Source organism: Peptostreptococcus canis (assembly GCF_014229965.1).
In the GTDB taxonomy this organism is placed as follows: domain Bacteria; phylum Bacillota; class Clostridia; order Peptostreptococcales; family Peptostreptococcaceae; genus Peptostreptococcus; species Peptostreptococcus canis.
Window position 1 is genome coordinate 36,860 of record NZ_JABGBW010000003.1, and the last position, 20,052, is coordinate 56,911.

19 protein-coding genes are annotated in these 20,052 nt (G+C 29.5%); 3 read left to right on the forward strand and 16 right to left on the reverse strand.

From position 1 onward, the window contains the following. Positions 1 to 104: 104 nt before the first annotated feature. Positions 105 to 947, reverse strand: a complete 843-nt coding sequence (locus tag HLB29_RS05565; RefSeq protein WP_185624177.1) for a DUF5685 family protein — start codon at positions 945 to 947, stop codon at positions 105 to 107. Positions 948 to 1,395: 448 nt separating this feature from the next. Between HLB29_RS05565 and HLB29_RS05570 the strand changes: the two genes are divergently transcribed. Both HLB29_RS05570 and aroF read left to right on the forward strand, forming a co-directional pair. Then, on the forward strand, positions 1,396 to 2,346 hold the full coding sequence (locus tag HLB29_RS05570; RefSeq protein WP_185624178.1) for an L-threonine 3-dehydrogenase: 951 nt from the start codon (positions 1,396 to 1,398) through the stop codon (positions 2,344 to 2,346). Between the two features lie 11 nt (positions 2,347 to 2,357). Then, on the forward strand, positions 2,358 to 3,167 hold the full coding sequence (gene aroF / locus HLB29_RS05575; protein ID WP_185624179.1) for a 3-deoxy-7-phosphoheptulonate synthase: 810 nt from the start codon (positions 2,358 to 2,360) through the stop codon (positions 3,165 to 3,167). 36 nt (positions 3,168 to 3,203) lie between these two features. Here the strand turns inward: aroF and HLB29_RS05580 are convergent, their stop codons facing one another. The 4 genes from HLB29_RS05580 to HLB29_RS05595 form a co-directional block, all read right to left on the reverse strand. Beyond that, positions 3,204 to 3,857, reverse strand: coding sequence for a transaldolase family protein (locus HLB29_RS05580; RefSeq protein ID WP_185624180.1), 654 nt, complete (start codon positions 3,855 to 3,857; stop codon positions 3,204 to 3,206). 82 nt (positions 3,858 to 3,939) lie between these two features. After that, the gene (locus HLB29_RS05585) at positions 3,940 to 6,348 is read right to left on the reverse strand and encodes a glycyl radical protein (protein ID WP_185624181.1); all 2,409 of its coding nucleotides are present in this window, start codon (positions 6,346 to 6,348) and stop codon (positions 3,940 to 3,942) included. A gap of 80 nt (positions 6,349 to 6,428) precedes the next feature. Then, positions 6,429 to 7,175, reverse strand: a complete 747-nt coding sequence (locus tag HLB29_RS05590) for a DeoR/GlpR family DNA-binding transcription regulator (protein WP_185624182.1) — start codon at positions 7,173 to 7,175, stop codon at positions 6,429 to 6,431. 232 nt (positions 7,176 to 7,407) lie between these two features. After that, a complete protein-coding gene (locus tag HLB29_RS05595; RefSeq protein WP_185624183.1) occupies positions 7,408 to 8,334 on the reverse strand; it encodes a glycyl-radical enzyme activating protein in 927 nt (308 codons plus the stop codon). 366 nt (positions 8,335 to 8,700) lie between these two features. Between HLB29_RS05595 and HLB29_RS05600 the strand changes: the two genes are divergently transcribed. Next, on the forward strand, positions 8,701 to 9,297 hold the full coding sequence (locus HLB29_RS05600) for a biotin transporter BioY (protein ID WP_243155094.1): 597 nt from the start codon (positions 8,701 to 8,703) through the stop codon (positions 9,295 to 9,297). 74 nt (positions 9,298 to 9,371) lie between these two features. Here the strand turns inward: HLB29_RS05600 and HLB29_RS05605 are convergent, their stop codons facing one another. The 11 genes from HLB29_RS05605 to HLB29_RS05655 all read right to left on the reverse strand — a co-directional run bounded on the left by HLB29_RS05605 (position 9,372) and on the right by HLB29_RS05655 (position 20,016). Next, a complete protein-coding gene (locus tag HLB29_RS05605; protein WP_185624184.1) occupies positions 9,372 to 9,839 on the reverse strand; it encodes a YbaK/EbsC family protein in 468 nt (155 codons plus the stop codon). Between the two features lie 28 nt (positions 9,840 to 9,867). Beyond that, positions 9,868 to 11,235 (reverse strand): YjiH family protein, encoded by a 1,368-nt coding sequence (locus HLB29_RS05610; protein WP_185624185.1) that lies wholly within the window; start codon positions 11,233 to 11,235, stop codon positions 9,868 to 9,870. 55 nt (positions 11,236 to 11,290) lie between these two features. Next, positions 11,291 to 11,731, reverse strand: coding sequence for a hypothetical protein (locus HLB29_RS05615; protein WP_185624186.1), 441 nt, complete (start codon positions 11,729 to 11,731; stop codon positions 11,291 to 11,293). A gap of 234 nt (positions 11,732 to 11,965) precedes the next feature. Beyond that, positions 11,966 to 12,751 (reverse strand): Cof-type HAD-IIB family hydrolase, encoded by a 786-nt coding sequence (locus HLB29_RS05620; protein ID WP_185624187.1) that lies wholly within the window; start codon positions 12,749 to 12,751, stop codon positions 11,966 to 11,968. A gap of 132 nt (positions 12,752 to 12,883) precedes the next feature. After that, positions 12,884 to 13,591 (reverse strand): thermonuclease family protein, encoded by a 708-nt coding sequence (locus HLB29_RS05625; protein ID WP_185624188.1) that lies wholly within the window; start codon positions 13,589 to 13,591, stop codon positions 12,884 to 12,886. Between the two features lie 39 nt (positions 13,592 to 13,630). Further along, positions 13,631 to 15,001: an MATE family efflux transporter gene (locus HLB29_RS05630; protein WP_243155095.1), complete on the reverse strand. Its 1,371-nt coding sequence runs from the start codon at positions 14,999 to 15,001 to the stop codon at positions 13,631 to 13,633. Positions 15,002 to 15,351: 350 nt separating this feature from the next. After that, a complete protein-coding gene (locus HLB29_RS05635) occupies positions 15,352 to 15,768 on the reverse strand; it encodes a hypothetical protein (RefSeq protein WP_185624189.1) in 417 nt (138 codons plus the stop codon). 11 nt (positions 15,769 to 15,779) lie between these two features. Beyond that, positions 15,780 to 17,165: a hypothetical protein gene (locus HLB29_RS05640; protein WP_185624190.1), complete on the reverse strand. Its 1,386-nt coding sequence runs from the start codon at positions 17,163 to 17,165 to the stop codon at positions 15,780 to 15,782. A 44-nt stretch (positions 17,166 to 17,209) separates the two neighbouring features. Beyond that, positions 17,210 to 17,653, reverse strand: a complete 444-nt coding sequence (locus HLB29_RS05645; RefSeq protein ID WP_185624191.1) for a type II secretion system protein — start codon at positions 17,651 to 17,653, stop codon at positions 17,210 to 17,212. Positions 17,654 to 17,672: 19 nt separating this feature from the next. Next, the gene (locus HLB29_RS05650; protein WP_185624192.1) at positions 17,673 to 18,725 is read right to left on the reverse strand and encodes a type II secretion system F family protein; all 1,053 of its coding nucleotides are present in this window, start codon (positions 18,723 to 18,725) and stop codon (positions 17,673 to 17,675) included. Next, positions 18,670 to 20,016, reverse strand: a complete 1,347-nt coding sequence (locus tag HLB29_RS05655; RefSeq protein ID WP_185624193.1) for a GspE/PulE family protein — start codon at positions 20,014 to 20,016, stop codon at positions 18,670 to 18,672. The genes HLB29_RS05650 and HLB29_RS05655 overlap by 56 nt, the downstream gene beginning before the upstream one ends. Positions 20,017 to 20,052 lie beyond the last annotated feature (36 nt).

The following is a 20,052-nucleotide window of genomic DNA, read 5'->3' on the forward strand; positions in this document are numbered from 1 at the left end:
ATTTGATATTATTAGTTAAAATAAATAGCCTTTTTAAATTTACTCGCTTTATTATTTTTTAAATACATACTCACTCACTTTATTATTTTTTTAAATACACTATATTATACTTGATTTTCCTTGTTATATACGCCGCTTAAAACCCCCTTATATCTCAAATAAATTCCGGAGTATATAATATTATCTATGATACTCCTATTTAATTCCAAATCCAGAGATATAATTGCTTCTTCAAGTCTGGATAAAGTCATTGAAATAATCCTATCTACCTTTTTATTTAATTCCTCTTTTTTATTTTTATAATCTGTAAACGGATTATATCTGCCTTTTTCCAAGTCTTTTTCTAAATCTTCATAAGCATCCAAAATATAAATATATTTTCCCACATTAAAACCAACTTCCTTTAGCCTGTCTGAATAGTCATCTTCTTTATAATTAAATATTTCAGCCATAAGATTCCCAAAAGTATTAGATACTAAGTCTATATTTCTACAATTATCTCTCTCTAATGAATCAAGCTTTTTTAAATATTTTTTTATTATATTATTCTTATCCGGAAATTTTTTATATGCAGTTTTAAAACTATTGTGATATACAGATTTAACAAATTTATATTTGAATCCCCCCTCGTCCTCTATATTATCTTCTATCTTGAAATTGGCAAGTAAAATATTCATACTTGCAGCGTATTCAGTTATTTCATTTATAATATGTTTTTTCTTCTTTATTGGATTTACTATACAACTTTCTTCGAATATTTCACTTTTTGGTAAATACACTGATGATAAAATAAGTATTAGAAATGTTATATCGTAATTTATCGTTAGTCTTGATATTTCAGTATGATTTCTCTTTAAATACTTACATAATCCGCAGTAGTAGGCTTTATAGTTTTCATACTCTCTAAAAGTTAAATCCATTTTATTTATTCTTACATATCCAAACATAAAAGCATTCCTTTCATCTGCCTATAAATCAGATAAAGTCATAGGTATTTCATATATGCTAGCTTCACATATTATAATCCACCATTCTATCTATAAATCCTTTTATAGCCAATTATTGTATAATCTATTTATTTCCCTACTAATAGTATAAATGATTTAAAATATACTTACCAACATTTTTTCAATATTATATAAGAATATGTAATCATTGAATAATCGTTAAATATAGTAGAGTATTTGTTATGACATGAGAATATAATAGTATGCTTGACAAAAACCTACTATTAATACGATAATAAATATTGTATAATTGTCATGTATATCCTGATTATATATGATAAAAATTAATAATACAGTAGTATTTTATATACTATCAATATGACTATATAATATATTTATTGATATATTATATTTTATTATTTTTATAAATTTAGATGAGGTAATGAGTATGAAAAAAATATTGGTTACGGGAGCCACTGGTCAAATAGGAACGGACTTATTGGACGAACTTAGAAGCAAATACGGCATAGAAAACGTGATTGCTTCTGCTAGAAATAAAAAAACACATATAGTAGAAAAAGGACCTTTTTATTCATTAGATTGTACTGATTCAAAAAGTTTTTTTGAAATTGCCAAAAAAGAAAATGTCGATACTATTATACACCTTGCAGCAATTCTTTCTGCAGTCGGAGAACAAAATCCCAGTTTACTTTGGGATATAAATGTAAATGGATTATACAACGCTCTTGAAATTTCTAAAGAACTGAACTGTTCTCTCTTTGTACCTAGTTCTATAGGTGCTTTTGGTCCCGGTACACCAAAGGATAATACTCCTCAATTAACTATTCAAAGACCTACTACTGCTTATGGTATAAGCAAGGTTACAGGTGAATTATTATGTGACTATTATCATTTAAAGTATGGATTAGATACCAGAGGTGTTAGATTTCCCGGATTAATTTCATACAAAGCTCTTCCTGGTGGCGGAACTACTGATTATGCAGTTCATATTTATTATGATGCCTTAAAGAAGGGGCATTATACATCTTTTATTGATAAAGGAACATATATGGATATGATGTATATGCCTGATGCAATAAATTGTATAATCGATATTATGGAAGCCAATCCGGATAAACTTATAGATAGAAATGCTTTTAATGTATCGTCTATGAGTTTTGAACCTGAAGATATTAAAAATAGTATAATTAAACATATTCCAAACTTTACAATGGATTATGATGTAGATCCTGTAAGACAGTCTATCGCGGAAAGCTGGCCAAACAGCCTGGATGTTTCTGCTGCAAAAGAGCAATGGGGATTTAATCCAAAGTATGATTTAGATAAAATGACTGAAGATATGATTTTTCATCTAAGTAGAAAAATAATGTCAAAATAATGGAGGAAATAATGATAGAAAGTTTATGTAGATCAGATAGAAAATCACATCCCAATGACACCGTCATTAGCGTTGGTGATGTGAAAATAGGAGGAAAAGATCTTACAATAATCGCAGGTCCTTGTTCTGTAGAATCTGAAGAACAAATAATAGAAATAGCCAAAAAAATTAAAAAAAGTGGTGCAAATATTTTGAGAGGTGGAGCTTTTAAACCCAGAACTTCTCCCTATGATTTTCAGGGAATGGCAGCAGATGGTCTGGAACTTTTGAATTTAGCAAAAAAAGAAACCGGACTACCGATAATCTCTGAAATTGTCGGTATAAGACACCTCGATCTATTTTCAGATGTCGATATTTTACAAGTCGGTGCCAGAAATATGCAAAACTTTGAGCTTCTTAAAGAACTTGGTAAAATCGATAAGCCAATATTACTTAAAAGGGGTTTTTCAAATAATATTAGAGAATTTCTATCTTGTGCCGAGTATATAATGAACTCCGGTAATGAAAATGTAATTTTATGCGAAAGAGGAATCAGAACATTTGAAGAATTAACCCGAAATACTCTTGATTTGTCTGCAGTTGCACTTATAAGGGAAATTTCACATCTTCCTATTTTGGTGGATCCAAGTCATGCAACCGGTGTATCAAATTTAGTTCTTCCCATGTCATTAGCCGGAATAGCTTCCGGTGCCAATGGAATAATGGTAGAAGTTCACAATAATCCAAAACAGGCACTTTCAGATGGCGAGCAATCTATAACTCCTGAAGAATTTGATACTTTAGTTGAAAAAAGCAAAAAAATTTTTCAAGCTTTAAAATAAAGAATGGGGAATGAAACAAATCATTCCCCTATTTACTTATAAAGTTAATTTACCATCTTGATTAAACACTCTTATCGCATTTATAGCCACATCTTTATTCATCATTTGTACCATGATTTCATATGGTATTGTGCAGGTATGTGCACCATTTACCAACGAATCTACCACTTGATTTGAATTTTTAAAACTAGCTGCAAGAATTTGCGTGTCTAAACCTCTCGAATCTATAAATTCTCTCATTTTTGATATCTCAGCAATAGAATCAATGGAATTATTTTGCATTCTATTTACATACGGAGCAAGTAAATCGCAACCGGCTATTGCTCCCATTATTCCCTGATCTGCGGAATATATAGCCGTACCAAGAATTGATACATTTCTGTCATCTTGTTTTATTCTGGCAACAGCCTCCAACCCCTCAATAGATAAGGGAACCTTTATCCCTAATTTAGTATTATGCTTTTTACCAATCGATTTAAGAATTTTATAGTCGCAAAACATCTCATCTGCCGTTTCTCCCAAAGTCTGAACATATAGTTTTTCTATTCCCAGACTTAGAATATCAGATATCTGCTCTTCTCTTTTTTTGCCAACTTTTTTCAGTATAGTTGGATTAGTTGTCACTCCTTTTACTGTTCCTGTCTTTAGAGCTAATTTTATTTCTTCCAAATTTGCTGTATCTATAAACATTTTTCCTCCTTACTAATTATGCTAACCGCAATATTTTCAATTCGTTAACAATAATGCTTCCAATATATTGACTGTAATGTTTCTAATTCAGTGTCTGTTCTGTTCTTTCTATTATATCATCTTGTGTAGCTTTTGAAAGTACATTGAAGAAAGCCGAATATCCGGCAACTCTTACTATCAAATCCCTATGTTTTTCGGGATTGACCTGAGCTTCTCTCAAAGTTTCTCTAGAGACTACATTGTACTGAACATGAAAACCCTTTAATCTATTAAAGAATGTTCTTATAAGCATTATCAACTTCATTTTATCTTCTTCAGTTGACAAAGTTTGAGGATTTACTTTCTGATTTAACAATACGCCACCAGTAATGTCTTCAGTTGGAAGTTTTGCTACTGATTTAAATACGGAAGTAGGCCCTTTTTTATCCATATTATGACAAGGAGCACACCCCTCTGCCAGTGGCTCGCCTGCTAGCCTACCATCTGGAGTTGCGAGAGTACCAAGTCCTTGCCCCACATTTGCAGATATTGAGGATGTTCCCGCATAATAATTTCCACCTATTGGACCCCTGCCAAATCTGGTATTTTTATACTTTTTAATTTCCGTTATATGAGTATCGTAAGCCTCCCTGATTAAGCTATCCACATAATCATCATCGTTACCAAACTTGTGTGGATTATCAAGAAGTATATTTCTTATTCTTTTTCCTTCTTCACCTTCAAAGTTATTCATAAGAGCATCCCAAAGTTCTTTTGTTGTTATACTCTTATCTTCAAAGACACATTTTTTTATACATGATAATGAGTCGGCAAGGTTTGCAATTCCAACCTGCAGATCTGAAATCATATCATAAACTGCTCCACCCTCTTTTAGACTTTTACCTCTATCTATACAATCATCTACAAGAGCAGAACAAAGAACATCCATCGTAGTTTTTTCCAAAGTTCTATCAACAGAAGTATCCATTATCACTTGTTCTCTTGTAAATTGCTTTATAATATTATCCCATGATTTTTTCATATCATCATATGACTTATATTCAGTAAATTTACCGGTACCTTCCATTAATCTCTGTCCACTTTTTGGATCAATCCCATCATTCATAGCTATCAATAATGCTTTAGGATAGTTCAAAAAGCTCATTCCGGTACATCTATATCCCCATTTACCGGGAACAGCAACTTCCACACAGCCGATCGCACTATAATTATATGCATCTTCCTTTGAAACTCCTTTTTCAATTAGAGAAGGTATTATTATTTCATCAGAATTAAAAGCAGGCATTCCCGTTCCTAGTTTCATAAGCTCAATGGCCTCATTCATAAATCTATCATCCAATCCGGCATGATATCTTATTGTTAAGTTTGGTTGTGGAAGGTGAACCTGTGCATCAGATTTTATAATAGCATAACTTAATTCATTTACAGCATCTTTTCCATCTATTGTTTGACCTCCAATAGTAACATTTTGATAAAGCGGACTACCTGCCGAATATTGAGTATGGCTCCAAGATCTGATTTTATTTATAGTGTAAGTTTTTATCCAGAGATTTGATAACAGCTCTACTGCTTCATCTTCAGTCATCGAACCATTTTTAATATCATTATTATAAAACTCATACAAATATTGATCCATTCTGCCATAGGATAGAGAGTGTCCATTACTTTCAATCTGTAAAACTAATTGTACCAACCAAACGGATTGAACAGCTTCAAAAAAATTAGATGCCGGTTCATATGGAACTTTTTCAAGTGTTTCGGCAATTCTTAAAAGTTCGACTTTCCTTTTAAAATCTGAATTATCCGCCATTTCTCTTGCCAAATCTGCATATCTTTTAGCAAATTTAACTATTGCTTCAATCGTTATCAATATTCCTTTATAGAAATGAAGTTTTTCTTGATCTTCATAATTTGAAATATCTAGTCTATCTATTGCTTTTTTAGTTTGTTCTTCAAAACTCTTAAGTCCTTCTCTTATAATTCTGCTATAATTAACTGCCAGATGTGCGTCTCCAGCAGTAATATTACCTTCGGCTTTTATTATTCCCAAATCATAAAATACCCTACTTTCTTCAGGCATAGCAGCTAAAGCAACTTCCTTTACTGTCTTGCCCTTCCAAAAAGGGGCTATGTCTCTAAGAATCTGCTTGTTTTCCTCGGTAATATAAAATACATCTCCATCTCTTTTTGAAAATTTATCCAATTCATCTATTACCCAGTCCATTGCATACTCGGGAAAAATTGGAGCTGCACAATTTGAAGAAGCTTGATTTCCAGCCAGTAATGATTCATCTTCAATATAAATACTCATCTTTTCAAGAATATTATCCAGCATTTTTGCCCTTTTAATTGCCAATGGCTGTGCAGCAAATTCATTATATGCTTCAGTCGTGTAAATTGCTCTTTCTACACAAACCATTCTTTTGGTTTCCAATACATCATCCCTATATTTTTCCATTCTTTCGGTCAATTTACCAAAATAATTACTCATATGATTTCCTCCTAACATTAAGACCCCTTTTCAGTTTAAAATACTATAATATTTTTAAAATCCCTTTATTTTTAAATTTCCTACTTTGCTATATTGACTTGTATATCTTGGTTTTGCAGCAAATCGACTACTTTTCTTTCAATTGAATTATCCGTGTATATACTGTCTATCTCCTCTAAACTAAATTGTCTTACCAACCCTCTATCCGCAAATTTTTCTGAAGAAGTCAATATATAAATATGCTTTGCACTCTTAGCCATATCTTTTACAGTATCCGTTCTAATCAAATTAGATCCTGTAAAACCATAACTTTCTTCAAAACCGTCAACTCCCACAAATAGTTTATCAACCATATATTGTTGAACACAAAGTTTTGTAATAGGTCCCGTATTTACTTGTGATTCAGGCTGAAACTCTCCTCCCAAAATAGTAATATTTGCATTTTTGTAGCCTCTTAAAAAATTTGCTATAAATATAGAATTTGTTATTATTCTTATATTTTTTTTAGTCTTACACAACTCCTCTGCCAGCAAAGCACAAGTAGAACCGGATTCTATCATAATAGTTTCACCATCATCAATTGATTCAGCAGCCAGTTTAGCTATTTTCATTTTTGTTGAGTAATTGTGAGATAGCCTGTTTGATATATCATCATTATTTAATGTTACTGCAAAACCATGTTCTCTTGCAATTAAGCCTTTAGATGAAAGCTCATCTAAATCTTTTCTTATCGTCACCTGTGAAACACCTGTTTTTAAAGCCAAATCCGAAACTGATATTTTGCCCTCTGCCGTTATAAGTTCTAATAATTTATTTCTTCTTTCCAATTTAGTTACACCATCCTAACAAATACTTCATATTTTTTATCAATTCTATACATAGCGATATTTCAGAAAAATTGTCGCATTTCTACAACCATAATAATGTTTTTACTTTTACTTTTACTTTTACTTTTACTTTTACTTTTACTTTTACTTTTACTTTTACTTACATTATAATTTTTACTTTCATTTTTGTCAATATCTACTTTCATTCGTAAATACAATATGTATTATATAGTTATTCTACTATAACTCCCGCATTTTTAAAAATCTGCGTATATTCCATAAATTCTTTATCATCTTTATGTAATTGTTTTATTCCTGCCAGTTCATATTCTTTATTCATTATTTTATATTTATTCTCCCCAAAATTATGATATGGTAAAAGATTTATTTTATTTATCCCTAACATTTTTAACTTTTCTACAAATTGTTCAGCATCTTTTTTTGAATAATTAAAACCCGGTATTACAGGTATCCTTCCAATTACCTCAAGATATTTCAAACCTGTGGCGTATTTTATATTTTCATATATTTTTTCTAACCCTACGCCCGTTACTTGATTACTTTTCTCGCTATCCCAATGTTTTATATCACATAAAAGCAAATCTAAATATTTCACAAATTCTTTAAATTTATAACTTGATGCATAACATGTCGTTTCAGCTGCTGTATGTATATTATCTAGCTTTAGTTTTTTCAATAATTCAATAGCAGCATCAGATTGAAGAAGCACCTCGCCACCCGAAAGTGTCACTCCTCCATTCGATTCCTCATAGAATGGAAGATCTTTAATTACTTCATCATATATTTCATCTACAAACATGTCATATCCCTCATATGAAACAGCATGATTCGGACATAGTTTCCTTATTTCTTCCCCTTCTTCATATGTTATAGCTTTAAGTTTCATATATTCTCCCGCTAAATTTCTGTACGGTTTTTTCTTGTCATTTATAAATTCTACATTTTCATTAGTAGTGCACTTTTTACATCCAGTACATTTCTCGCTATCCCATACCATTTCTATATCATACTTTTGAGATTCAGGATTAGAGCACCAGGGACATCTCAATGGACATCCTTTAAAAAATACAACCGTTCTAATTCCGGGACCGTCATGTAAACTAAATTTTTGTATGTTAAATATCCTTGCTTTTTTCATATATAATTACCCTTTCTATATATCTATATTTATTATAGTACTCCAATATACTCATCTTCATAAAATCTGCCATTAAAACCCATAATACATTTTTTCAAAAACAGTCCATCTATAACAAAAATTTTACAAAAGCAGTTATTTTTCAATGTATATTTTTCATAATAACTTCAGATTTAATAATAACATATTTTTCAAAAAATAGTAATATTATTTTTGAATATATATATAATAACTTACGAATGAAACCTTGCCCAAAAAATATATTCATTTTTACCTATTATTGTAAACCTATTGTTTTTATAGGTTTACAAATATCCTTCTATATGGTAAACTATTTTTATCAATTTGAGAGGAGAAAAAAAATATATGGAAAAAATGGGTACTGTTAATAACAATTCAACTAATACCAATAGAAAAAAGTTCCTTGATACAAAAACTATGATTATGTGTTCATTATTTACTGCTCTAGTAGCAATTGGTGCTTTTATAAGAATACCGCTTCCGGTCACGGTTTTTACGATGCAATTTATCTTTGTACTATTATCCGGACTATTACTTGGATCAAAAAGGGGAGCTCTGTCATGTTTATTGTATGTAGTAATAGGATTAATTGGATTTCCAGTATTTTCAGAAGGTGGCGGATTGGGGTATATACTTAAGCCTACATTCGGATATTTATTTGCATTTATAATAACTTCATACGTTGTAGGTTTTCTTAGAGAAAAAGTTGGAACTGAATCTGTATTAAAATTATTTTTTATCGCATTATTAGGTATGATAATAACATATGCTATAGGTACAGTTTATACTTATATTATATTAAAATATGTAGTAGGTAATCCAATACCTTATCACGCATGCCTGATTAGTTTATTCCCATTTGCCTTTGCAAAAGATATATTCAGTTGTCTTATATCTGCAATAGCCACTACAAAATTAGCAAATCATATAAAATTTGACTAATTATCTTTTATTGAAAAAATAAAAAGACTCATAAAATTCGATATACAAAATCGACACTTATGAGTCTTTTTTATTTAATAACTACATACATCTATCCATGCTATTGCAGATGAATATTTCTCAAGTTCTTCCATATTTAATTCTATAGCCGAGTTTGAAGAGCCACAAGCAGGAAATACCGTTTCAAATCTCTTTAATGACTCATCTAAATATACTTTCACACCATCATTTATGGCAAATGGACAAACTCCACCAACAGAATGACCTATTTCAGCTTGTACCTCATCAAATCCGAGCATCTTTGCTTTACACCCGAAAAGTGATTTATATTTTTTGTTTTCCACTCTTGCATCACCGGCAGCAACTATCAATATGACACTTGAATCTTTTAGCCTATATGATAAAGTCTTGGCTATTCTCTCTGGCTTAGTTCCAACCGCTACCGCAGCTAATTCTACAGTTGCACTTGAAGTTTCAAATTCAAGAATTTTATCTTCTATACCATATTCTTTAAAAAATGCTTTAACTTTTTCAACAGACATTTCATCATCCTCCCAATTTTTCTATTTTTTATAAATGCAATATAAATCTAGCTACCAAAGTAACTACTACTAACGATATTACTGTTCTTTCCAAAAATATTATAAATATTTCATGTAATCTAATAGGAATTTTAGAGCCTATTATCAATGCCCCTACTTCACTCATATATATTAACTGTGTTACTGATACAGTCGCTATTACAAATCTTGTTATTTCACTTTTTATTTCATTACTTGCTATTATTGATGGTATAAACATATCAGTAAAACCAACCAACATAGTTTTAGATGCAGATACCGGCTCAGGTAGTTTTAAGAGTTCCAGAAGAGGTATAAATGGTTTACCAATTATTTCAAATACAGGTGTATAGTTTGAAATAACAAGTGCTATCGTACCAAAAGCCATAACAACCGGTAATACGGCTAACCACATATCCAAAGCATTTTTAATTCCATTTTTCATAAATTCGCCTATTCCTTTGTGACTTTCAGCCTTTGTAATTGCCTGAGATAGTGCCCAGCTAAAATATGTTTCTCCCTCTGGAATACTTTCATCCAAAGCTGTTCCATAATTTATGTAATTATCTTTCTTTAAAGATAAAGGCGGTATTCGCGGTACAATTATTGCACAAATTACGCCTACAAAGCAAATTGTCAAATAATATGGTACAAAAAGATTTGCCAGATTCACCTGTTTTAGTACTATAAGCGAAAATGTAATAGAAACAGCAGAAAATGTAGTAGAGATAACCGCAGCTTCTCTTTCAGAATAAAAACCTTCTTCATACTGCTTTGAAGTAAGCATTACACCAAGAGTCCCATCTCCTAGCCAGGATGTAAAACAATCTACTGCAGATCTCCCGGGTAACGTAAAAACAGGTCTCATAAATTTTGCCAGTAATGTCCCAACAAATTCCAACAAACCAAAATCAAGTAAAAGCGGAAGTAATAATCCAGCAAATACAAATATAACTATTAAAGTTGTAAGAAGATCATTTAAAATAAAATTACCTGTGTCACCGGAAATTATATATTCCGGACCTATCTTAAAAAAGCACATCACTACAAAAATCGATGCAAATATTCTCGTTACAAACCACACCGGAGATATATTAAATAGGCTTCCACCATAAGATGTTTTTGGCATATATATCTTAAACTTAACCAATAATGCTCCTATGGTTGATATCAATATAATTGCTAATATAAGTACGGGTAATATATCTCCTATATTATTTTGAATAAATGATGCTATATAAGCTATTGGGATTGTTATTTTATCCTGATTTATTTCAGGATCAAACTCTTTTATAGGCAACATAAATATTATTATACCAATCAAAGATGGTATAATAAATTTGAGTATATTGCCGATAGAATATGACTTTCTTTTCATTTTTCCACTAAACACTCCTTTATAAATAATCAAAATTTTATAATATAAGATGAACTTAAATAAGTTCATCTTTTATCTCTTTATTTTCATCTGTCGAATCTGTTTTCCTATTGTCTAATAGGTATTTCTTAATTAAGAATAGACCACCAATTGCAATAACACCAAGAAATATTTCAACCATGCCATTATGTTTCGGTATTAAAAGCATCTTTCTCGCAATTCCATATAATAATACTTCTAAAAATGCTGTTTGCTTATGTAAAGACAACATTACCGCTATTTCCACACCTATGACAAGTAGAAGTATCTGTGCAAATATAGCATTAATTTGTACATAGTCGATTGGTTGATTGAAATTAACTATATATGTAGAGAAGATTATTCTTAATGTATCTATAATACCTAAAAAAACTGCCAAAAGAATAACTAAAGATAGAATCATTTCTAAAAAATATGAGACTTTTAATACAATTTTTTGTTTTTCTTTCTTATCCATACTATCTCTCCTTAATATTTATCCTTTCCAATAGATTTCTTATTTCAAATATCAAAAAATATTTGATAATAAATTTTTATTCTTATTTTTATAATATATATAGGTAATATAATTTATATATATAATATAATCCGTATAAAAAATATAATCTATATCTGTAATATAAATTATATCATCTCAAACAAATAAAATACAAGTTCTGATTAAGAACTTGCATTTTTATTTAGATTTTCACTAAATAATATTAAATTTTTCCAATGCAAGTTTTATACCATCGTTGTCAACATCTTCTGTCACATGATCTGCACAGTTTTTAACTTTGTCACTTGCATTTCCCATAGCTATACCAAAACCTACATATTCAAGCATATCAATATCGTTTCCACCATCTCCAAATGCCATACACTCATTTTTACTAATACCTAATTTTCCAATAATCTTGCTTATTCCTTTGGCTTTTCCACCATCTTCCGGCATTATATCCATAAATAAAGGATTCCATCTGGCCCCTTTACATCCTGGTGCATTTTTAAAAAAATCTTCTTCTTCCTGATTATTTATATATGCGCACATTTGATAGATTTCTTTGTTCAATATTTCCTCACTTGTTATAGGCTTTGAGTCGGGAGCTGTTGAACCCAGAAATTCCCTTAATTCCAAAACTCTTTCATTAACTCTATTAATATATATGTCCTTATCATCCAAAAATTCGCACGCTAAATTTTTTTCGTCAAGATATGATATTAATTTTTTCAATCCTTTTTTCGCAATTTTTTCCTTGTGAACTACTTCATCATTAAGAACACAGTACTGTCCGTTTATTAATACATAACCATCGAAATCAAATTCGACCAACTTTTTAATCTTATCTAATAATATTGGAGATCTACCTGTTGCTAGAAATAATTTTATCCCCTTCTCCTTTAATTTTTGTAAGGATTCCCTAGTGCTTTTAGGTACCTTATGGGTATCAAAACTTACTAGTGTACCATCAATATCAAAAAATATTGCCTTAACCATAACTACCTCCATTTTTATTTTAAACGCTATATCTTCTAATTTTACATGCCATATATTTCAATTATATATTCTATTATTTGTTCTTTCCAAAACAAAATAATACTATTTTATATTAACTACCCTTTAAATTTATTACTTTTTTGACTTTCTATATCCGGCCTTTATAGCCTGATCTTCATTTTTAAAAATCACCTTATTTTTATCACTTACACTATTGTATGAGCTTTGATCAGATGTATGATATATCTTACTTTTTTTATTGCCTATGACCTTATTGGATTTATTATTTGCCGGGTTTCCTATCCGACTTGGTTCTTTCCACATCCCTGTTTTATTTTTATATGCATTTTTCTGAAGTTTTCTAAATAAATCAGTATATTTTACATCAGGTGGATAAGTCACAAGTTGTCCATATCCATCTTTAATTAATTTAGCATTATACATATACATAATAACTTCTTTTTCAGACGGATTTGTAGATGGTTTCTTTAACCAAATATATCGAAGCAATCTATTATATTTATCTGTATCTGATACATCTCTTTGTAAATAAACGACCTTATTTGAAAGCTGCTTTTTAGTATAACTGCTTGCTTCCTGTCCATAATACATAACCGGTTTTTTAGGATGTACAGTTTCCGGAGTATCCACACCTATCATTCTAACAGTCTTCTTATTTCCATTAATATTTACCTTTATAGTATCTCCATCAACTACTTTGATTACTTTTGCTTTTTCGCAACTCACTTGCCCGGTTTCAGAATCAACAACATAAGAATTTGATATTGAAATGATTAACACCGCTGACAATAAATATGCCATCATTTTTTTAAAATTCATGGATTTCCTCCTAATCGCTTTTTTTATAAAATAATTTATCTATACCGTATAATTTGCTTCATCAAATCCCTTTATAAATTTTAAAAAGAATATTAAAGTTATTAATGCGGATAAAAAATCAGCAAAAGGAGCTGCAAATAATATTCCATTTAATTTCCATATTCTGGAAAATGCTATAATCGCCGGTATAAGAAATATAATTTGTCTCGTCAATGTAAGAAACATGGCTTTTTTCGCTTTTCCAATAGCTTGAAAAAAATTAGCTGCTACAATTTGGAATCCTGCTAAAGGTATGCATAAAAACCATATTTTCATAGCATATGTACCAAATTCAAGTAACTTTTCATCTCTATTAAACATTGCAACGAGTAGATCAGGTATTGCATGAGACAAAATAAATCCAAGTATAGATATAATTGTTGCCGTAATAATGCCAAGTTTTACAGCTTCTTTCACTCTATCAATTTTCTTTGCGCCATAGTTAAAACTAACTATCGGTTGTAACCCTTGATTTACGCCTACAATTGGAAGTATCAGCAAAGTTTGAACGCTATTTACTATTCCCATTGCAGAAACTGCAATATCGCCACCATACTTTAATAATGAAGAATTTAAAGTAAGAAGCAATACAGAATTTGCCAATTGCAATAAAAATCCCGGCATTCCAAGTATAAATACATTTTTAGTTATATTTGATTCTAATTTCATATTTTTAAATGTTATTAAATGTTCAGAGTCTTTTCTTATAAAATTATATAATCCCCAAGACATAGAAAATAATTGAGAAATAATAGTAGCAAGAGCTGCACCGGTCATTCCCATTCTTAATAGAAATATAAAGATTGGATCTAAAATAATATTTATTCCTGCACCTAAAAACATAGTTACCATGGCTAGTTTTGGTCTACCGCTTGCCCTTAAAAAATGATTAGTCCCCATACCCAATATTAAAAAAGGAGACCCTATAAAAATAATCCTCATATAATCTCTTGATAAAGGAAGTATAGAAGTGCTTGCTCCAAATAGTACTAGTAACCTGTCCAGAAATAATTCTCCTATTATTAATATGGTAAAAGAAAGTATAAGCATTAAAGTCGTTGTATTTCCTAATATTTTATCGGCTTTTTTCTTATCACTTTTTCCTAAATTTATCGAAAACATTGTAGCTCCACCCTGTCCCAATAAAATTCCTATGGACATCATCACTATCATAGCAGGAAAACAAATTGTAATAGCCGCAAGTCCATTAGCACCCAAGTCCGGACTATTACCGATGAACATTCTATCCACAATATTGTATAGAGCATTTACCGTCATACCTATTATGGCCGGAACAGAAAATTTATATAAAAGTTTTGAAATTTTTTCTGTTTCCAAAGGATTATATGACCTTTCCATATTTTTTATCAATATATCACCTCATTCATTAAATTCAAATATTGTAACTAACTTTAAGCTGCCAATTTAAAAATCAATATTTTTTTGATCAATCTAAAAATATATATTTCTAAATTTTTTCAAACTTAAAAAAAATTTTTAATTTATAAGTCAGTTCCATCTTTTTATATTACTACATATTTTTATCTTGTCAATGTATTTGAAGGGAATTTCTATAAAACCTCTTATAAAATTCGTAAAATAGATTATTATATTTTATACAAAAAAAAGAATTAAACAAAACACCCTTCACTAAAATAGCGATTAAGTGTATTGCTTAATTCTATTATTCCCTTATCAACTATGTAATGGCCATATTTTTATCAACATAATTCCAGTTGTATAAAAAAACTACTATACTGATTCTCTTTTTTATATTCTATACTGTTTATCACAATTTTGCCACCATATGAATCCAGTAATTTCATTATTTCATTTAATCTGTTTTCTTTTGCGTTTATTTGAAGAGAGTAAAAACATCCTTCATCATTTTCTCTTTTTATAATTTTTGCGGTATTAAATTTACTATAGATATGTTCGTAAAGTGCTATTTGCTTTTTTAGAGATACCCTTTTTACAATTTTATTGGTTTCTGTATTATGAACTCTTGATTTTTCAATATTACTCTTTATATTTTCTTTTTTTTGATCTATATTACTATTTATCTTTAAATAAAATAATAAAGGAACAGCAAATAGAATTAATATAATCAATATTTTTTCTTTTTTTCTAGTGTTCATAAATATCCTTTCTATCTTTTTAAATTGACCCTTATTCTATTTACGATTTTTCTTTCTTTTTTATCATTTTGCTTATTTGATTTATCTTTTATATCAGATATATCAGAATTGTCATTTTTATTTTCCCTGTCATTTTCATCATTTTTACCGAAATTTTCTATTATTTCTTTTTCATTTTCAATAGATAGAATATTCATCCTTTCAAATGTGGAATTTGATGTTACATTATCCAGCTCTTTGGCATCATTACAATAAAATGATAAATTGATTCCCTCTTTATTTACTCTAAATTCTGATATATTATCGGACAATAAATTAGTAATTTCTATTATTTCATTCACATCTATTCCAAATAAATTTTTATACCCCTTTAAACTTACATCCTCTTTTACTTCTTTTCTTATGCCTTGATTATTTTCAGATAAGTTTTGTTCAAGTTTTGACATATCCAAATAATTTCTCATCGTTAATATAGATATAACTAAGATAAATACAAACCAAATTTTAAAAACACTATTGTAAAACTCATTATTATCGAATTCGTCAACAAGATTTAGTATTCCTATTTTATTTCTATTCTTTCTAAAAATAGAAGTATTTTTTCTTTTTTCCAGAAATTTTATATGCATGTATTCGCTGTCATTTATTATTGAGTAATTTTCTATACTATTTTTTAAAGTTCCGCATATATCGTTTTTTTCATCGCCTAAAAAAATAACTTTTTCTTTCTTATTCAAAAAATATATAATATTTTCATCTATATCTATTTCTTCTATAACCATCGTATTTACAGTAGTTCCATTTTCTATAACAGAAAGTACGGCATCCCTTTTTCTGAAATCAACTACGGTACATGTTTCTTCTGAAAGTTTTTCTTTTAGAATTTCCTGACTAACTTGATAATATAGATATAAATTTGTACACTCAATTTTTCTCACCTTATAAATCATATCAATTATATCCAACATATATTTAGGATACAAAATAGCAGTTATAGACATAAAATCTTTATCAAGTTCTTTTATATTTGAATATATCGTATTATATTTTGAAATATCGACGCTGAGAAACTGCGCCATTTCTATCTCTATATACTCACATATGGTTTTCTTTTTTGAATTTTTTACTATTTCTAATTCTTTTGTTATTATACTCTGCCCCTGATCCAAGAATTTGATTTTATTTATTTTAACTTTATTTTTTCTCTCTATCTTTTCTATATAGTTTATTATTTGAAATGATATATCTTTTATATTGTCTTTTGAATTCAGAGATTTTAAATTAAGGGGCAAAAAAGTGTCTAAAAGTACATCTACACCATTTCGTCTGCTATCTTTTTTTATAATAATTAGCCTAATACCCTGTGATTCAAACAACATATACGTATTTTTATTCACGCTTTTCCCCCTATTTTTATTTGCTTCTTATCATACTACCAAGTCTATTTATCCTTACCATCACCTTGCTTTTTAGGATAAAATACTTTTTCTCCCGCTTTTACTTTAATATTATCATTATCATCATTCACTTCGATTGTAAAAGATTCTGTATTTTCACTTTGTGGCTTTGGACTACTTGGCAGATATCCTAAATTCACCAATTTATCCACTGTGTTTAAATCTGTACTTGCCTTCCCGTCATTTCTGCCTAAAACTATTGCCGTTGCTATACTGGAAGCATTAGCATAATCTGAATTTATCCTTGCTTTATTTTGCACATTCGAATATTTTATCGTTATAATCGCTGCAAGAATTCCTATTATAGACACTACCAAAACCATCTCTATAATTGAAAAACCCTTTCTTTTTTTGCATTTTTTTCCCTCGCTGGAATTATCATAAATAAAGTATTTCCCATTAATATATTCATTCTCTAATTTTTTCATAACTATCTCCTTATAATTCTTAAGATATAGAGGAAATCATGTCAAACATAGGTGAAAGTATTGCTATCATAGTCAAACCGACTAATATACCAACTATTACTATCATAATCGGCTCAATTAATTTTATATACTGTTCAAGCTTTATATCTAATTCATTGCTATAATACACTCCCGCCAAATAAAGACTTTCATCAAATTTTCCCGATATTTCACCTGAAAATATCATAGATATAAATAACTCCGGAAATAAACTTGTTTTCTTTAAAGATACCGAAATATTGCTCCCACTTTCTATACTCTGTTTTGCAAATTTCATTTTTGAACTTACATACACATTATCAATAACTCTTGTAGATATATCAATTGCTTCACCTATATTTACTCCACTTTTCATCAGTATACTCATAGTGCGTGAAAATTTATCTGTCAAAATTAACGTGTATATTTTTCCAACCACCGGAAGTTTTAATATTCTTTCATCAATATTTTCTTTAAACTTTGCATTATCTTTGAGTAGACTATATAATGAAATTGCAATCAAAGTGATTAATATCGCCAATATTATAAGATTACGTCTCAAAAATTCTGATATTTTAAATACAATGAGTGTATATAGCGGAAGATTATCATTATCCATATTAAATGCCATTTTGAAGTTGGGCACTACAAATATCATAATAAAATTAAATGCAACTATAGAAACAATAACTACCAGTAATGGATATGTTAAAGCACCTATTAATTTGCTTTTTAATTTACATTCTCTATCATAGTAATTTGACATTTCATTAAAAACAAAATCTATATTACCACTTACCTCTCCCGCATATACCATACTTAAAAAGAAATTTGAAAACGAATTCGTCATCGCAAAAGATTGTGTAAGATTCCTTCCCTTCTCAATATTTTTTTTAACCAGACTAAGTACTTTTGACATATTAACTGTAGATGCATTAATCAACACGCTAAATATTGTAATGAAGTCACATCCGGATGCTGACATATTCGAAATCTGTCTACATATGGTCATTATTTCTTTCTCTTTTAGCTTTTTCCCGAATAGATTTTTCATAAGTTATCATCCCACTTTTGATTGCAATTCTTTTTAAATCATCGCTTCCACATTCTGACCGTACGGCCGATATAAACTCCGGCGAACTCGTTAAAACTTCATATATCAATATTCTTTCATCTTTTTTTGATATATTTTCTGCATCAAAATTTTTTCTACCTCTACTTTTTTCATTAATACTTTTTTCTATTTTTAAATCACTATTTCTTTGAGAAATTTTTTTTAAATAGCCCCTTTTAACTAGTTTCTGGGAAATTACCCCTATTAGTGTAGAGGAAATTAAATATGGTTCGATTCCCATATCTCTAAGTCTTACAACACTTGATATTGCATCATTTGTATGTAAAGACGCTATAACCAAATGGCCCGTCATTGCAGCTCTGATTGCTATTCTTGCGGATTCATTATCCCTTATTTCACCTAAAACTATACAATCAGGATCTTGCCTTAAAATAGCTCTCAATCCATTATCAAATCTTACTCCCGTTTTGCTATTCACCTGTATCTGATTAATCCCTTCCATCCTATACTCAACCGGATCTTCTATTGTTGTAATATTTATATTCATTTTATTTAGTTCATTAAGTAAGGAGTATACAGTAGTTGATTTTCCACTCCCGGTTGCTCCCGACACAATTAAAATTCCAGATTTATTTTCTAATATTTTATCTATTTTTTCTACCGCATCGGGTAGAAATCCAAGTTCACTCTTAGTCCTTATAAAATTATTTCTATTCAATAATCTAAGAACAGTTTTTTCTCCATGTACCGTTGGTACTGTGCTTACTCTGATGTCAATATTGCACTCATATGAAGAATATGTAAATCTTCCATCTTGGGGAACTCTTTTTTCCGTTATATCGCAACCGGCTCTCAATTTTATCATGGTCAATATTTTGGGATAATCATCCAATGATAATTTATCTATAATGTTTAAATCGCCATTTATTCTGTACCTTATTCTAAGTTCCAAATTAAATGGTTCTAGATGAATATCACTTGCATTAGAATTAACGGCATTTTCTATTAATTCTTTAATATACGAGTTAAGGTGTTCATCTTCTTCCCTTTTGATGTTGGAATAATTTTTTCTTATATTTTCCAATATCAAAGATTCGGAAGCATATTTTACCACTACCTCTCTGCCGGAATTTGCTCTTAAAGTATTCACCGTATTTATATCAAAACTTTTCATTTGCACTACTAATTTCGATTCAGATATTTCTAGTGGAAAAACACAGTTTTTATATGCATATTTTTCTGATATTATCGACGACAAGATTTTTTCCATTAACTCATCTCCTTACCTAAAATAATATAGTCATAT

Coding starts and splice junctions, on each gene's coding strand:
- HLB29_RS05565 (WP_185624177.1), bottom strand. CDS start 947: ATGTTTGGATATGTAAGAATAAATAAAATGGATTTAACTTTTAGAGAG.
- HLB29_RS05570 (WP_185624178.1), top strand. CDS start 1,396: ATGAAAAAAATATTGGTTACGGGAGCCACTGGTCAAATAGGAACGGAC.
- aroF (WP_185624179.1), top strand. CDS start 2,358: ATGATAGAAAGTTTATGTAGATCAGATAGAAAATCACATCCCAATGAC.
- HLB29_RS05580 (WP_185624180.1), bottom strand. CDS start 3,857: ATGTTTATAGATACAGCAAATTTGGAAGAAATAAAATTAGCTCTAAAG.
- HLB29_RS05585 (WP_185624181.1), bottom strand. CDS start 6,348: ATGAGTAATTATTTTGGTAAATTGACCGAAAGAATGGAAAAATATAGG.
- HLB29_RS05595 (WP_185624183.1), bottom strand. CDS start 8,334: ATGAAAAAAGCAAGGATATTTAACATACAAAAATTTAGTTTACATGAC.
- HLB29_RS05600 (WP_243155094.1), top strand. CDS start 8,701: ATGGAAAAAATGGGTACTGTTAATAACAATTCAACTAATACCAATAGA.
- HLB29_RS05605 (WP_185624184.1), bottom strand. CDS start 9,839: ATGTCTGTTGAAAAAGTTAAAGCATTTTTTAAAGAATATGGTATAGAA.
- HLB29_RS05610 (WP_185624185.1), bottom strand. CDS start 11,235: ATGAAAAGAAAGTCATATTCTATCGGCAATATACTCAAATTTATTATA.
- HLB29_RS05615 (WP_185624186.1), bottom strand. CDS start 11,731: ATGGATAAGAAAGAAAAACAAAAAATTGTATTAAAAGTCTCATATTTT.
- HLB29_RS05620 (WP_185624187.1), bottom strand. CDS start 12,751: ATGGTTAAGGCAATATTTTTTGATATTGATGGTACACTAGTAAGTTTT.
- HLB29_RS05625 (WP_185624188.1), bottom strand. CDS start 13,591: ATGAATTTTAAAAAAATGATGGCATATTTATTGTCAGCGGTGTTAATC.
- HLB29_RS05635 (WP_185624189.1), bottom strand. CDS start 15,768: ATGAACACTAGAAAAAAAGAAAAAATATTGATTATATTAATTCTATTT.
- HLB29_RS05645 (WP_185624191.1), bottom strand. CDS start 17,653: ATGAAAAAATTAGAGAATGAATATATTAATGGGAAATACTTTATTTAT.
- HLB29_RS05650 (WP_185624192.1), bottom strand. CDS start 18,725: ATGAAAAATCTATTCGGGAAAAAGCTAAAAGAGAAAGAAATAATGACC.
- HLB29_RS05655 (WP_185624193.1), bottom strand. CDS start 20,016: ATGGAAAAAATCTTGTCGTCGATAATATCAGAAAAATATGCATATAAA.